This is a genomic window from Flavobacterium sp. M31R6 (assembly GCF_013284035.1).
In the GTDB taxonomy this organism is placed as follows: Bacteria; Bacteroidota; Bacteroidia; order Flavobacteriales; family Flavobacteriaceae; genus Flavobacterium.
In genome coordinates this window covers 1,781,743-1,798,115 of record NZ_CP054141.1, presented here as the reverse complement: position 1 = coordinate 1,798,115, position 16,373 = coordinate 1,781,743, and the positions used below count along the sequence as shown (strand labels likewise).

Below are 16,373 nucleotides of genomic sequence, written 5' to 3'. Positions count from 1 at the left end.
ATAATCAAATAGATTATCAATCTACTTTAGCATTAGAAATTTGATTACTAATTTAAAACAACAGTATTATGAAAACGATTTTAAAATTAAGTCTGGTAGTTTTAGTGGCAATGACTACAATGAGCAGTTATGCAATCGATGGTGATTTTTTACTAAATGTAAAAAAAGGAACTGGTAAAGAAATTAGTTTTTCTGTAAATGAGATTCCAAAAGCGAATGTGACTATCTACGATAAAGACCATACTGTAATCTATTCTGAGGTTGCAACTGGAAAAGGTGGCATTTTAAGAACATACAGCCTTGAAGAATTTCCTGATGGTGTTTACTTTTTGGAAGTTGAAACCAATTTGAAAAAAGTAACACATGAGATTGTTATTTCAAAAGAAGTTTCAACCTTATCAAGAAAATCAGTCGCTGAAGTTTACAAAGGAGAATTGAAAATGAAAAATCAAAATGTAGCTACAACTAATTAATTGAATTAGTTTATTTAAGAACTAAAACTTCGAATTATCTAAAAACAGCTCTTCTTTGGGAGCTGTTTTTTTTATATTCTATCAAACCTGACTCAAAACCATTATTTTTTATCATACAATTGAATTACTTTTTTCAATTCCTCACAATAAAGCAATTTATCATTTTTAAAATTTCTTTTACTTTCATTGGCTGTTTCATAAACCAATGCTCTGGTCATAGATTGTATCCTATCAACCATATTTTTAATTGCAATATCTTTGCTCTTTGCTTTTCTCTCATCGAGCTTTTTTAATTCTGTTTTCCAAAATTTAAAATCATCATCACTTTTTGCAACTTCCAATTCTTTATCAAATTGATTTAAAAGTGAATTGGTAATTTCATTTTCTAAAACTGATATTTCATCTCTTTTTGCAATCTGAGCTTTATATTCTTTGGATTTTTTTATTGACTCAATAATCGTTTTTATTTTTTCATCCTTACTATCATAAATAGCACAACATCTATCATACTCAGCAATAGCCGTAATCATCTCATTATTTCCTTTTAAACTATCGGCTATTTTTAAATTCTCATCATAGATTCTTTTAATGGTAGTTTCGTTGGATTTTCTAATGCTATTTTTAAAAGCCTGTATTTCTAACCAATCAAAAGCACGAAGCATTTCTTTTTGCGATGGCCAAGCATGACCTTGATGGCTAACAAACAAAGTATTTTTTACCATCATTTTGTTCAACCACTCTTCATTTCGAACCATTTCCTGATAATTCATATCCTTGTCACCTACCATACCCACATACGAGAAACTGGCATCTTGCAAAGCGAACTTATCCATTTCATTAAAAGAAGCTCCACAAGCAATTACTCCCTGAAAAGCAACCGAAGAAACAGCCATACTGCCCGCTAATCTTGCACCTCCTGAAAAGCCTGAAATGTAAAGCTCTGAAGGATTTAAATTAAATTCAGTTGACACACTTTCAAACAGACGATTTGCAATTTCTAAATTCAGATCAGTTGGTCCATTTTTCGAATTATTGGAACATACCAAAATATATTTATACGTTTCTGCAGCCAAAATAAAAGGTTCAATCCCAACTTTCCCTCTTCCTCCTGGATCAAAAATAAAAACAATCGCAGAAGGCACCTCTCTCCTGTATTGCTTTGGCAAATAAACGGCATAGGACTCATTAGCTGTATTTGCTATTTTAACCGAATCAACAATTACTCCTTTTGGCAACAATTGTTTCTCTTGTGAATAACTACAAATGCTAATGAGAAGTATAAAAAGACATAAAAGAGTGTTTTTCATAGCACGAATTTATAAAAATAAAACCAAAAAAAAGACTCTTCATTTTTGAAGAATCTTTTTGATTTTTAATAATAATTATACGCTTTTGCGAAAGACAAAAAGTATGTGCTTATTTTACATATTTCTTCTATACTGACCACCAACTTCAAACAATGCTTCGGTGATTTGTCCCAAAGAACAAACTTTAGTTGCTTCCATCAAATGTCCAAATAGGTTTTCGCCTTTGATAGCAGCTTCCTGTAGGGTATTCAAATGTTCTTTAACCAAAGCGGCATGACACTGATGTAAATTATCTAGCATAGTAATTTGATATTGTTTCTCTTCTTCGGTGGCACGAATTACTTCGGCCGGAATTACGGTTGGAGAACCTTTGGAACTCAAGAAAGTATTTACTCCCACAATTGGGAATTCACCTGTGTGTTTCAAAGTTTCATAATACAAACTTTCTTCTTGAATTTTAGAACGTTGGTACATTGTTTCCATTGCACCAAGCACACCTCCACGCTCTGTAATTCTGTCGAATTCCTGTAAAACAGCTGCTTCAACCAAGTCTGTCAATTCTTCGATAATGAATGAACCTTGAATTGGGTTTTCATTTTTGGCAAGACCTAATTCTTTATTGATAATCAACTGAATTGCCATTGCTCTACGAACAGATTCTTCAGTTGGCGTTGTAATTGCCTCATCATACGCATTGGTATGCAATGAATTACAATTATCATAAATAGCATACAAGGCTTGCAAAGTTGTACGTATATCATTGAAATCAATTTCCTGTGCGTGTAAAGAACGTCCCGAAGTTTGAATATGGTATTTCAACATTTGAGCTCTTTCGTTCGCACCGTATTTATTTTTCATGGCTTTCGCCCAAATTTTACGAGCCACACGACCTATAACTGCATATTCCGGATCGACACCATTCGAGAAAAAGAACGATAAATTTGGTCCAAAATCATTGATATCCATTCCACGGCTCAAATAATATTCCACATAAGTAAAACCATTTGAAAGTGTAAAAGCCAATTGCGTGATTGGATTAGCACCTGCCTCGGCAATATGATATCCTGAAATGGAAACTGAATAAAAGTTCCTTACATTTTTGGCAATGAAATATTCCTGAACATCCCCCATTAATCGCAAAGCAAATTCAGTCGAGAAAATACAGGTATTTTGTGCTTGATCTTCTTTTAGGATATCGGCTTGAACTGTCCCACGAACTTGCGAAAGTGTTTTTTCTTTAATTTCATTATACACGTCCAAAGGCAATACTTGATCACCAGTTACTCCCAAAAGGAATAATCCCAAACCATTATTCCCTTCAGGCAAATCGCCTTGATAATGGGGACGTTCTACTCCTTTTTGTTTATAAATTTCGTTGATTTTATCAGCTACTTCCTCTTCAAGATTATTCTCTTTTATATAATATTCGCATTGCTGATCAATAGCGGCATTCATAAAGAATCCAAGCAACATAGGCGCTGGTCCATTAATTGTCATACTTACCGAAGTCATGGCATGCACTAAATCAAAACCAGAATATAATTTTTTGGCATCGTCCAAACAACAGATAGAAACCCCTGCATTACCAATTTTTCCGTAAATATCAGGACGGATATGTGGATCGTTACCATATAAAGTCACACTATCAAATGCTGTAGAAAGCCTTTTCGCAGGCAATCCTGCACTTACATAATGGAAACGCTTGTTGGTTCTTTCTGGCCCACCTTCACCGGCAAACATTCTTGACGGATCTTCACCTTCTCTTTTAAACGGATATAATCCTGCGGTAAAAGGAAACTCTCCAGGTACATTTTCCTGTAAACACCAACGTAAAATATCACCCCAAGCTTGGTACTTTGGCAAGGCAATTTTTGGAATTTGCGAGTGCGAAAGCGACTCCGTATGCGTAGCCATTTTTATTTCTTTGTGACGAACTTTAAAAGTGTAAACTGGATCCTTGTATTTATTGACTTTGTCGTTCCAATTAAGAATCAATTTCCAATTGTGTGGATCTAAATCCATTTTTACTTTATCAAATTGATTCAGCAAAAGATTTAAAAAGATTTTATTATCTGCGCCACCTGGTTTTTCAGATTCTAATGCACTTGGCAATACTGAATCTTCATCAATTCCTGCTTTATTGATTACTGGAATTTTTCCGGAAACACTCTCAATCGTTTTAAATACTCCGTATAACTTTTGAGCCACTTGTTCTTGACTTAAAGCTACAGTATCATATTTCCTGTTGCTTTCGGCGATCTCAGATAAGTAACGAGTTCTATGTGGTGGAATAACAAAAATCTTCTCGCTCATTTCGCGGGTGATTTGGAAAGTCGATTTCAAATCGGAATTTGTTTTCTCCACAATTTTATCCATAATGGATTTGTACAACGTATTCATCCCTGGATCATTAAACTGAGAAGCAATAGTTCCATAAACTGGCATTTCGTCAGGATTCACATCCCACAGATTATGATTACGTTGGTATTGTTTTTTCACATCGCGAATGGCATCCAAAGCTCCTCGCTTATCAAATTTATTCAAGGCTACCAAATCAGCAAAATCAAGCATATCGATTTTTTCCAATTGGGTTGCCGCACCAAATTCTGGTGTCATTACATATAATGAAACATCCGAATGGTCCATAATTTCTGTATCAGATTGACCAATTCCAGAAGTTTCAAGGATGATGATATCATATTTTGCGGCTTTTAAAACCTCAATGGCTTCGGCTACGTATTTTGATAGTGCCAAATTGGATTGACGTGTTGCCAACGAACGCATATAAACTCTTGAATTGTTAATGGCATTCATACGAATTCTATCTCCCAATAACGCTCCACCTGTTTTTCTTTTGGATGGATCGACAGAAATCAGTCCGATGGTTTTTTCTGGAAAATCGATTAAAAAACGACGCACCAATTCGTCCACCAATGATGATTTTCCTGCACCACCAGTACCGGTGATTCCAAGAACAGGAATCTTTGAAGATTCATTCTTAGTATGGATTTTATCAAAAAATGGTTTTGCTATTTCTGGGAAATTCTCGGCAGCCGAGATTAAACGGGCAATTGCCGTTGGTGTTTTATTTTCTATTAAATCGAGTTCATTCGTCAATTTATCTCCGATAGGAAAATCAGAACGTTGTACCAAATCATTGATCATTCCTTGTAATCCCATCGCACGTCCATCATCTGGAGCATAAATTCGGGTGATGCCGTAGGCTTGCAATTCGGCTATTTCCGAAGGCAGGATCACTCCTCCACCTCCACCAAAAATCTTGATATGACCCGCTCCTTTTTCCTGAAGCAAATCATACATATATTTAAAGTATTCGTTGTGCCCTCCTTGATAGGAAGTCATTGCAATCGCATTGGCATCTTCTTGGATGGCGGTATTCACCACTTCCTCTACACTTCTATCATGTCCCAAATGAATTACCTCAACTCCTGTGGACTGAATAATTCTTCTCATTATATTAATTGCGGCATCGTGACCATCAAAAAGTGATGCAGCAGTTACAATTCGGACTTTATTTACGGGTACATACGGTTTAAGTAATTCCATTTTGTGAATATGATAATTTAAGGGTGCAATTTACATAAATTTTAAAATAAAAATCATTAAAAATAACATAAAACACAAAATATGATAACAATGTTTTTTATTAAGAAAACGAGCTTAGTTTTCGGAAAAAATTGGTATTTTCGAGGTCTAGCCCTGATAAAAATAATTTAAGATTTTTGATTAACGATATTTGATTTTTGAAGTTTTAAAATTCATAAAACCAACAATCTTTATGCTTAACAGTACAAAATCTAATATCAGAAATCGGCAATCATCATTCAAAAATCTATAGGAATAGCTCCTAATTATTTTTAGAAAATTTTAAACAAATGCAAAAAATTACCATACTTATCCATTGCGAAGATAAAAAAGCGATTATTGCCTCGGTGACGAATTATATCGCTTCAATTGATGGAAATATTATTTACCTTGACCAACATGTTGATGCCGATGAAAATGTATTTTTTATGCGACTGGAATGTGAATTTAGCAGGGACACCTGGAATATTGAAACTATAAAAAGTCATTTTCAGACGAATCTTGCCACTCCTTTTAATATGACTTGGGCGATGTATCCACAGGATGAAAAACCAAAAATGGCGTTATTTATTTCAAAATACGATCACTGTCTGTATGATATTTTGGGGCGTTTTTGTGCTGGTGAACTACCATTAGAAATCCCTTTAATAATCAGTAATCACGAAGATTTGAAACCGGTTGCCGAGCGTTTTAATATTCCGTTTTTTCACATTCCTTTCACGAAAGACAACAAAGAAGAAGGTGAAAAAGCACAAATTGAATTATTGAAAAAGTTTGATATTGATTTTATTGTTTTGGCTCGCTATATGCAAATTATCACTCCAAATTTGATTGCACTTTACAAAAACAAAATCATTAATATTCACCATTCCTTTTTACCGGCATTTCCTGGAGCCAAACCATATCATTCAGCTTTCAAGCGCGGCGTAAAAATTATAGGTGCCACGAGTCATTACGTTACCGAAGGGCTCGATGAAGGACCAATTATTGAACAGGATATTTCCAGAGTTTCCCACAGCCATTCGATTGAGGATTTCATTATGAAAGGTCGTGATTTGGAGCGTATGGTTCTTGCTAGAGCCATTACCTTGCACGCCGAGCGAAAAACGATGGTCTATAATAACAAAACAGTTGTGTTCTCTTAAGAAATAGAACCGTTTTTTTAAATCTGCAAAATCTGCAAAAATCTGCGTGAAAAAAATTAGCACGCAGATTAGGCAGATTTTATTTTCATTAAACAATCTATTTATAAGCAATTGCCGCACTTGCAGGTCCTGTGAGCGGAACAATCGATGTCGATTTGAAGCCAACGCTTTTTGTCCATTTATTGAAACTGGAAAAAGTATAATCAAAACCAGTTCCGGTTTCAATCAGCATATTTAGGCTCATCATCATTCCGAAAACATTTTTGGATCTATCATCATCAATTACGTTCTCTATCGCCACAAATGCTCCACCTTCCGGAAGGGCATCGTAAGCTTTTTGAAGAAGTGCCAATTTCTTTGGTTCATCCCAATCGTGAAGTATATTTCCCATCACCACGACATCTGCTTTTGGAAATGGATCAGCAAAAAAATCGCCGCTTGCTGTTGTAACCCTATCCGAAAAAGGTGTCTTTGCTATTTTTTCTTTTGCAATAGGCTCCACAACAGGAAGATCAAAACTAGTGCATTTCATATGAGGCTGGTGCATTGCCACTGTAGTAGACAACGCCGCGCCGCATCCGCCAACATCAGTCAAGGTTTTGTATTTTGAAAAATCAAATAGCTGGGCAAAAGCATTAAAATTCCCTATCTGAATACTTCCCATCGCATTGATAAACTCCAATAATCTTTCAGGTGATTTATAGAGTTCGTGAAATAAATTATCATCTCCTGCCTTAATTTCATTTTGTGGCAAACCGGTAAGCAAACCTTCCTCCAAGTTTCCCCAAAACTGATACAAACGGTTATTCAGCATATCCAGCATTCCGCCAATATAGGCCGGCTTGTTAATAACCAAAAATGCCTCGGCATTGACGCTATTGGAATAAATTGCTGACTCCAAAAGTCCTTCCCTATTCAGAAATCCAAGTCCCGTCAAGGCATCCAAAAAATCAAACAAATGAATATCAGCACACTTCAGATTCAACATCGTCTTTATTTGCTGAGCTGACATCGATTGCTTTTCAGCAAGTTTGGTAAATAATTGAAACTTTACTGCAGCCAGCAATAATTTTGATGACCAAAACCCAGATCCGATTTGCATAATACTAGCCGGTGATGGCTGATTGTCTTGATTTTCCATTTTTTTGTTTGATTTAATATTACATTTATTTTGATTTTATTTATTCTAAAACTTCCAATACTCTAGTTTCTCCTTCATGATTAAAAACTATTTTTGTCCAAAATGATTTTGATTTCTTATCTGTTGGATACCAATCCCTGTTTTCTTCCACAAGGATAAAAATTCCCGTTACAGTTCCCAAAACAATAAACTTGGGTAATTTGGGTTGCTTTGAATAAGGCGTTAATCCATATTTCTCAAATAGTTCATCACATTGTGCTGCAACATTTTTGGAAACCAATCCCATCTCACTAACCGACAGAATGGATTTGCCATCAAATGAATTTTGTGAAGCGTTATCTAAATCATTTCTCGCAATGAACTCCAGAATATTCCCGTTATTGTCATAAAAATAAAAAGACTTGGCATTCCAGTTGTAGAAATCGGCAATTTTATCGGGCGGAATAACATACATTATTTCGGTTTTGCTTTCTATCCAACAAAAAGCTTCAATAAGCTTGTTATTTGGCACATCAAAAGCAAAATGATAAACCGGTTTTACATTTTGGGAAGTATGAAAAGTCAGTTTAGTGGCGCCTACATGGAATGAAACAGAGGAGTGATCTCTATACAAAGTATCCAATCCCAAAACTTGATTATAAAAAGCTTCCGTTTCTAAAACATCATCCGACAGTAATCCCAATTCCAGTATCTTCATTTTTTAAAATTGCAATTATTCCAACTCAAAAAAAAAAAAAACACAAACATCTATTTTTCAACACATTACAAATATAATAAATAAAACCAAGCGATTATTGCAAACGATGTCTATCATTTTTAGCATTTCATTGGGAAATTGCTTTTCATTAGTAAATATTGTTTGTCTACTTTTGAAAAAAATTAAAAATAAAATGAAAAAGGCCCTATTCCTATTCCTTATCCTACCTGCAATCAGCAATGCACAATTCAAAGACATACTGACAAAAGCATCCGAAAAAATCAATGCTGTAACGAAATCAAATAATAGCTTAGATATAGCTGCTGGTCTAAAAGAAGCCCTTAACAAAGGGGTTACCGTACAAGTATCAAAACTTACTGCTACCGATGGTTTTTATAAAAATGATGCAGTTAAAATTCTAATGCCCGAAGAATTAGCCAAACTGGACAGAACGCTGAGAAAGATGGGAATGTCAAAATTGGCCGATCAAGGAATATTAGCTATGAACAGAGCCGCTGAAGATGCTGTAAAAGAAGCAACACCCATATTTGTTTCGGCTATCAAAAATATCACTATAACCGATGCCAAAAGTATTTTGCTGGGTAAAGAAAATGCCGCAACGGTTTATTTGCAGTCATCAACAGAAACACCGCTTTACGCCAAGTTTAACCCAGTGGTTCAACAATCGATTGGTAAGGTTGGAGCTGATGTGATTTGGTCAAATATAATTAAGCAATACAACACCATACCGTTTGTTACCAAAGTAAATCCAGACCTTACGGATTACATAACCAAAAAAGCATTGGAAGGAGTTTTCAAAATGATTACTGTTGAAGAAAAAAACATCCGAACCAATTTGAATGCCAGAACTTCGGATGTGTTGAAAAAAGTTTTTGCTTTACAGGACAAGAAGTAAGATTGGGTCACAATGGCAATATCAATTTAAATAACAATAGCTAAAGTGATTTTTATGCTTTTTTAAAATTCAAAAATGTCAATCTTAAACCAAATCAAAAAAATACTGATAATCAATTAGTTCTGTTTTTGAAAAATCAAAATTTTAATGTGTTAAAATTAAAATACAAAACTTAACTTTTCAAGAAAAAGTAATAACAGTTCCTTAACAACAAAAAATAAACATTATGCTGATCTTTGCAATGTAATAAACTGGTTATTTATTACTTTGGTTTTGGTTAGTTATAAAATTGCCTGCATCTATATGGTGCAGGCATTTTTTATTTAGAATAAGTTTGATTTTATTTGGCCCTATGTATAAAAGACAAAACAGCTGAATTAAAAGCATTAGGCTGTTCTACATTGACCACATGTCCACAATTTTCAATTACGAATAACTTGGATGATTTATAATGGCTTTCGACAACTTTACGAACTGACGGCAAAAACATATAATCTTCTTCTCCCATAACATAAAGCGTAGGGATATTCAATTCAACCTGACGGAACCACTTTAGTACTGGATTTATCTCAGCAGTCAATTTAAACCACTTGATAAATTCTTTTTGATATAATTTCTTGGCTTCATTTATAAAAAGTGATCGTGATTGCTTGTGACTTTTTTTAGGCATTATAACAAAAGCAAAAAACTTATACAAAACCAAATAAGGCAATACATATTTAAAAGTGTTTCCTAAACGCATTAATATCTGGGAACGGAAATTCATTTTTAAGATGGCTCCACCCAGAATCATACTTTGCACTCTATCCGGATACATTTCTGCCAATTGTCTGATGAGGATTGTTCCTAATGAAATTCCAACAAAATGTGATTTTTCAATTTTAAGATGATCCAAAACTTCCAGAATATCATTGGCTAAAGCCGAAAAAGTATATTTCTGTTTGAAGGCCGTTTTCAAAGTTGTTTTGGATTCTCCATGACCTCTCAAATCCAACAACAAAATATTGTAGTCTTTTTTGAAATCCCTGATTTGTTTAAACCAAATGGATGAACTTCCTCCAGCGCCATGCACAAAAGTGACCCATTGATCGCTGTTCTCGTTCTTATATACTGTATAGTTAATCACTTAGCTTTTTTTTTATTTGGCAAATATAGTTCTTTTTCAGACTTAATTTAGATTTCTGGGTGTTCTCAAGCGACTTTCAAGACATTTTTATCTGAATTCGATTATTGATTTGGAGCAGAAAGATTAGGCATTTTTAGAAACATCGTCCCGTTTTCCGTTACAATCTCCCGAATAAAAATCGGGAGGATTTCCACTTCACCCGGGGCTAAAGGGAAACATTTTGCTTTTTTTACTATCATCTAAAAAAACAAAATATCCCGAAACATTAGAAAAGCACAAAAAGTTTACCATATAAGAAATATAAGTTATCGTTTTTACATCCTACTTAAATGAACTTATATTTCTTATACGGTTAAAATTAAATGCTCTTATGCAAATATTTAAAATAATCAAAGGCCTTAAGCAATCGGCTTCCGTACCAGGAAAACATTTCTCCGTCCACCAAAACGGCTTGGGCATTATGGGTAGATTTGGCAATTTCATAACCGTCCGCCGCTTTAAAAGGAAACGGCTCTGATGAGAGCAAAATCAAATCCAAATCACCTTCCGTTTCCATTTTTTCAAGTTCAATTTCAGGATATCGTTCTTTTGAAGCAAAATGATTTTGAAAATGATTCAACTTTAATAATTCATCTATAAAAGTTCCCGAACCCACTACCATGTAAGGGTCTTTCCAAATAAAATAAGCCACTTTCTTAATCGGAATATCATTGATGAAATTTTTAAAATCGCTCAAGGCAAAAGCCAATTTATCATTCCATTTCCTAGCTTCTGTTCTCTTATCAAATATCTGACCAAAGTCGGTTATCATTTGAAAGTTATCTTCGATAGTAACAATATTGGTTACCCAAACTGGGCAAATTTTACGCAACTCTTCGACCATTTCATGGGTATTCTCCTCTTTGTTGCAAATGATAATGTCCGGTTCCAACGAACGGATTTTATCATAATGCACTTTCTTTGTTCCGCCTACGATTTTTTTTGTAGATTTAAAATGATAGGGATGCACACAAAACTTGGTAATTCCCACTATTCTGTCTTCCAAACCCAAATCATATAACAATTCGGTTTGGGAAGGCACAAGAGAAACGATTCGCTTGGGAGAAGAATCAAAAGTGTGGGTAATACCGAGTTGGTCCGTTAATTGTTTCATTTTAAGAATTGTTTAATTTTGTTTAAAGTTTAAATAGTTTTATACTTTTAAACGAATTAAACTCTTAAACATTTAAACCCTTTAAAATTTCCTCCATCTCTTGTTGCATTTTCAAGGCTTCGTTTCTGGCTACATCTGCAAAATCAGTTCCATTCGAAGCATAAATAATGGCGCGTGAAGAATTGATTAGCAATCCAACATTGTCATTCATTCCGTATTTGCATACTTCAGAAAGACTTCCGCCTTGTGCACCAACACCAGGAACAAGCAAGAAACTGTCAGGGACAATTTTACGAACTTCGGTAAAATATTCAGCTTTAGTAGCGCCAACTACGTACATTAGATTTTCAGAATTCTTCCAAGTTTTGGATGTTTCCAATACATGTTTGTACAATTCTTTAGCTTCGCTCCGTTCGGCTTCGCCTCGGGTTCCATTAACAATTAAGGTTTGAAAATCAAAAGCACCTTCATTTGATGTCAACGCCAACATAATGGTATGTTTGTTTTCAAAAGCTAGAAAAGGCTCAACTGAATCTTTCCCCATATAAGGAGCAACTGTTACACTGTCAAAATTTAAATCTTCAAAAAAAGCTTTGGCATACATCGATGAAGTATTACCGATATCGCCTCTTTTGGCATCGGCAATCGTAAAAATTTCAGGATGCTTTTCATTGATATAATTAATAGTCTTTTGCAATGACATCCATCCTTTTATTCCGTATGCTTCAAAGAATGCAATATTGGGTTTATACGCCACAGCCAAATCATGGGTAGCATCAATAATAGCTTTGTTAAATTCAAAAATAGGATCTTCCAATTCCAATAAATGCTTTGGAATTTTATTTAAATCCACATCTAAACCTACGCATAGAAATGATTTTTTAATTTTAATTTGTTGGATTAATTCTTGTGTTGTCATCTCTATTTATTTTTAAATCACTATTTATTTATGGGAAATAATTTTATTCTTAGCGGCATGCAAAAATAAAAAAAGCCATTCAATTAAGAACGGCTTTTTTTAGAATTAAAAAATTATAATTTTCCTTCGTATATTGTCCCAACATGTATTACTTCGGTTCTTCTATTTTCAGCTCTTCCTTTTGCCGTTTTATTGCTGGCAACAGGTTTGGAAGCTCCAAATCCTTTATACGTTAGATTTTCTGGATTAACACCTTTTGCAATTAACGCATCCATAACCACTTTGGCTCTAGCCTCAGAAAGTTTTTGATTCGCTTTAGCATTACCTACACTATCCGTATGTCCTTCGATAGAGAATTTTGCATTTGGATAGTTTTTGATAATTTCTTTAATCGCATCCAATCTTCCGTCTGTTTGTCCTTTATCAGCTGTTTGTAAAACCGCTTTTCCAGTTACAAAAAATACGGCTCTTGCCTGAACTTTAAGTTCTTTTAGCGTTTCTTTGGTTACTTCAGGACAACCTTTATTGCTTGCTGGTCCAGGAACAGTAGGACATTCATCCTCTTTATCAACAACACCATCTTTATCTGCATCTAGCTCAGGACAACCTGCATTGGCAACCAATCCTTTTTCGTTTGGACATTTATCGTCTTTATCCAACACTGAATCTCCATCAGTATCTGGCCATGGACAACCTTTATTTTCAACAGGCCCCGCAACAGTTGGACAAGAGTCAATATTATCCAAAACAGTATCTTTATCAGCATCACCCCATGGACATCCTTTATTCTCAACTGGACCTGCAACGGTTGGACATGTATCATCTTTATCGACAACCGTATCTGCATCACTGTCTGGCCATGGACAACCTTTGTTTTCAACAGGACCTGCAACAGTTGGACAAGAATCATTTTTGTCTAAGATTCCATCCTCATCAGTATCTTTAAATTTCTTTTCATATACCGGAATTTTGAAACCAAAATAAACATCAGCCGCTTTTGATTCTTTAGAAAACACATTAGTAATTAAAGAACTAGAACCAACAAACAAAGGTCCAAAACGCAATCCAGTACCAACTTGTATTCCGCTATATTCCATATAATTTATAGGTAAAGAGAATGTAAACCATCTTGTTTCATAACGTGGCGTCAAAATCCAAGTATTTGCAGAACTCGTTTTACCCAGAGCAGATTTATCTACTAAACTAAGATTTCCATTTAAGTTCAAATAGAATTTCTTATACATATTCCAATCGGCATCAACATGCATTACCGTAGGTAAATTGGCTTTTTTTGTAAAATATCTTGTCGTAGGAGTTCCATAATGAGTTTCCAAAAAATCTCCTAAATTATCAGCATCATCAATATCCTGTTGAGTAACCACCCCGTTAATATTATAAAAATCTTCTTTTAAATTATTGTATTTAATAGAACCTATGTCAGTTATCGATAAACCAAAACGCAATTTATATTTGTTCAAGTCTCTAAAATTATTGTCAACAGCTTTGGCATTGTCCAAATTATAAGACTCATAATCAGGTCTCCACTCATAAATCAAACCAAAATCAGCACCATACCCTCTTGAATTAGGGTCAAATTTAAAATCCTCATCTCCAGTAATAAAATCCGGATTACTTCCGATGGTAAGGCTTCCTGTAGTTATCAAGCTACTTGTTGCAGGATCGTTGGTCTGAATAAAAGCAGCTGTGGCATTTTCTCCATTAATATAAGAATTTGCGCCTCCAATTAAATATTTGGCAGTAAAACCACCTTTTAGAAAATGTTGTTTACTTTGCCATAAAACAGCAGCGTAAGATGCTCCTACTTCCCCCCAAGTATGTCCCACGACATTTGGATTTCCAACATTAATATTAAAACTGGATGCATCATCCAGACCATCTTTTAATTGATCATATAATGTTCCATTTATATCATTGGCATTTATGATAGCTCTGGCTCTTGTATAAATAGCGATCGCATGTTTTGGAGCTATATTAAACATAAATGAGGGTCCCATCACATCAGAATAAACAATCCCTCCATTATTTTTAGTTGGTGTTCTTTTCCCTTCCTTATTGACATCATAAGAACTTTTCGACAAATCAAATAAACTTAGACCATAGTAGTCATTGTTTAAAGAGCTACTAGTCGAAAATATATTAATGTCTGTTTTAAAACGAGAGTCAACAATAGAAGCCGGATTAAAAAGTACTCCCTGCACTCCTGCATAATTATCAGGAATATAACCCATATAAGATTGGGCATTTGCCTGTGCAATTGAAAATAGAACAATTAAAAATAGTAAAGATTTTTTCATCAAATTGATTTAAGGTTAATATAGTATTATGATTGTTTTAATAAGATTTTAATTCATTTAATATGGATAAACCACAAAAAAAACACTTAATTGGTTGTATCCAATTAAGTGTTTGTAAAATAAACTGGGCAAGCTTTAGAAAACTTCGCTTGCTTCTTTTAATTTTTCCATGTTGTTAACTAATGCTAACTCATCAACAATTTTCTGGATGTCACCATTCATGATGTTACCCAAATCATATAATGTCAACCCAACACGGTGATCAGTAACACGTCCTTGAGCATAGTTGTAAGTACGAATCTTAGCCGAACGGTCACCAGAACTTACTTGAGATGTACGTTTGGTAGCATCCTCAGCTTGTTTTTTGGCTAATTCCATTTCGTATAAACGAGAACGCAAAACCGTCAAAGCTTTATCTTTATTCTTGTGTTGCGATTTTTGATCTTGACATTGCGCCACCAATCCAGTTGGAATGTGCGTCAAACGAACTGCCGATTTCGTAGTATTTACCGATTGTCCTCCAGGTCCTGATGAACAGAAGAAATCCACACGAACATCGTTCATATCGATTTGTACGTCAAATTCCTCCGCTTCCGGAAGTACCATAACCGTCGCTGCCGATGTATGCACACGACCTTGAGTTTCCGTTTGCGGAACACGCTGCACACGATGAACACCTGCTTCGAACTTCAAAGTACCATAAACATCTTCACCTGTAACCTCAAAAATCACCTCTTTGAAACCTCCCGAAGTACCTTCGTTCATATCCACAACCGATGTTCTCCATCCTTGTCCTTCACAGTATTTAGTGTACATACGGAACAAATCACCTGCAAAAATACTGGCTTCGTCCCCACCTGTACCGGCACGAATCTCCACCATTACGTTTTTCGCATCTTCTGGATCTTTAGGGATCAACATAAATTTAATCTCATCTTCCAGTTGCGGTAATCTTTCTTTGGCTTCGTCAAGCTGCATTTTGGCCATTTCCACCATATCGGCATCACTTCCGTCAGCAATAATTTCGTTGGCTTCCTCTATGTTGGCCAATACCAAAATATATTCTTCACGCTTTTCAACCAAGTTCTTAATACTTTTGTACTCTTGGTTAAGCAGCACATACCGTTTTTGATCAGCGATAACATCCGGTTGAATAATCAAATCCGAAATCTCGTCAAAACGCTGTTTTACATATTGAAGTCTATCTAACATCTGTATATTTCTTTATTTCTTGTCTATTTATTTTTGCCAAAAGGCTAAATGAACTGTTGTAATTTATATTTTCTATCTTCTAAAAAACATTCATTCCTTTCGGTTTGCAAAAGTACAAAAAAAAGTATTCAATTTTTATTGTTCTTTTTAGCAATTTCTACAACCCAAGAATGGTATTACTTTTTCAAACTCAAGACAACAAGTTAATTTACATTTTTGCAAATTCACCCTCTATCACGAGCAGATTCTCGGAATAGCCAAAACTAAATCACACTAATACCTTCCCATTCCAATTGTACACCAAGATTGCGCGGATTTATAATCCCTGCCCGCAACGATTAGCAACAAAGCTAATACACAACC

The 16,373-nt window shown here is 34.8% G+C and carries 12 protein-coding genes; 3 read left to right on the top strand and 9 right to left on the bottom strand.

Going from position 1 to position 16,373, the window contains the following annotated elements; genetic code table 11:
- Window positions 1–68: 68 nt before the first annotated feature.
- A complete protein-coding gene (locus tag HQN62_RS07325; RefSeq protein ID WP_116795795.1) occupies window positions 69–473 on the top strand; it encodes a secretion protein in 405 nt (134 codons plus the stop codon).
- 101 nt (window positions 474–574) lie between these two features.
- Here HQN62_RS07325 and HQN62_RS07320 read toward each other — a convergent pair whose 3' ends face one another.
- On the bottom strand, window positions 575–1,780 hold the full coding sequence (locus tag HQN62_RS07320; RefSeq protein WP_173503870.1) for an alpha/beta hydrolase: 1,206 nt from the start codon (window positions 1,778–1,780) through the stop codon (window positions 575–577).
- A 114-nt stretch (window positions 1,781–1,894) separates the two neighbouring features.
- A complete protein-coding gene (locus tag HQN62_RS07315) occupies window positions 1,895–5,347 on the bottom strand; it encodes a methylmalonyl-CoA mutase family protein (protein ID WP_173503869.1) in 3,453 nt (1,150 codons plus the stop codon).
- 329 nt (window positions 5,348–5,676) lie between these two features.
- On the opposite strand from HQN62_RS07315, the gene purU reads away from it, so the two are divergent.
- Window positions 5,677–6,531: a formyltetrahydrofolate deformylase gene (gene purU, locus HQN62_RS07310; RefSeq protein ID WP_173503868.1), complete on the top strand. Its 855-nt coding sequence runs from the start codon at window positions 5,677–5,679 to the stop codon at window positions 6,529–6,531.
- Between the two features lie 97 nt (window positions 6,532–6,628).
- Here purU and HQN62_RS07305 read toward each other — a convergent pair whose 3' ends face one another.
- Window positions 6,629–7,672 carry a methyltransferase gene (locus HQN62_RS07305; RefSeq protein ID WP_173503867.1) on the bottom strand — a complete coding sequence of 348 codons (1,044 nt, stop codon included), beginning with the start codon at window positions 7,670–7,672 and terminating at the stop codon, window positions 6,629–6,631.
- 40 nt (window positions 7,673–7,712) lie between these two features.
- Window positions 7,713–8,369 (bottom strand): VOC family protein, encoded by a 657-nt coding sequence (locus tag HQN62_RS07300; RefSeq protein ID WP_173503866.1) that lies wholly within the window; start codon window positions 8,367–8,369, stop codon window positions 7,713–7,715.
- Window positions 8,370–8,562: 193 nt separating this feature from the next.
- On the opposite strand from HQN62_RS07300, the gene HQN62_RS07295 reads away from it, so the two are divergent.
- Entirely contained in the window at window positions 8,563–9,285 is a 723-nt protein-coding gene (locus tag HQN62_RS07295) for a DUF4197 domain-containing protein (protein ID WP_116798353.1), read from the top strand.
- Window positions 9,286–9,625: 340 nt separating this feature from the next.
- Here the strand turns inward: HQN62_RS07295 and HQN62_RS07290 are convergent, their stop codons facing one another.
- The 5 genes from HQN62_RS07290 to prfA form a co-directional block, all read right to left on the bottom strand.
- On the bottom strand, window positions 9,626–10,411 hold the full coding sequence (locus HQN62_RS07290; protein WP_173503865.1) for an alpha/beta fold hydrolase: 786 nt from the start codon (window positions 10,409–10,411) through the stop codon (window positions 9,626–9,628).
- 358 nt (window positions 10,412–10,769) lie between these two features.
- On the bottom strand, window positions 10,770–11,564 hold the full coding sequence (locus HQN62_RS07285; RefSeq protein WP_173503864.1) for an ABC transporter substrate-binding protein: 795 nt from the start codon (window positions 11,562–11,564) through the stop codon (window positions 10,770–10,772).
- Between the two features lie 64 nt (window positions 11,565–11,628).
- Entirely contained in the window at window positions 11,629–12,483 is an 855-nt protein-coding gene (gene pyrF, locus HQN62_RS07280) for an orotidine-5'-phosphate decarboxylase (RefSeq protein WP_173503863.1), read from the bottom strand.
- Window positions 12,484–12,596: 113 nt separating this feature from the next.
- Window positions 12,597–14,798 carry a DUF5723 family protein gene (locus HQN62_RS07275; protein ID WP_173503862.1) on the bottom strand — a complete coding sequence of 734 codons (2,202 nt, stop codon included), beginning with the start codon at window positions 14,796–14,798 and terminating at the stop codon, window positions 12,597–12,599.
- 135 nt (window positions 14,799–14,933) lie between these two features.
- Window positions 14,934–16,010, bottom strand: coding sequence for a peptide chain release factor 1 (gene prfA / locus HQN62_RS07270; RefSeq protein ID WP_116795805.1), 1,077 nt, complete (start codon window positions 16,008–16,010; stop codon window positions 14,934–14,936).
- Window positions 16,011–16,373: the final 363 nt, after the last annotated feature.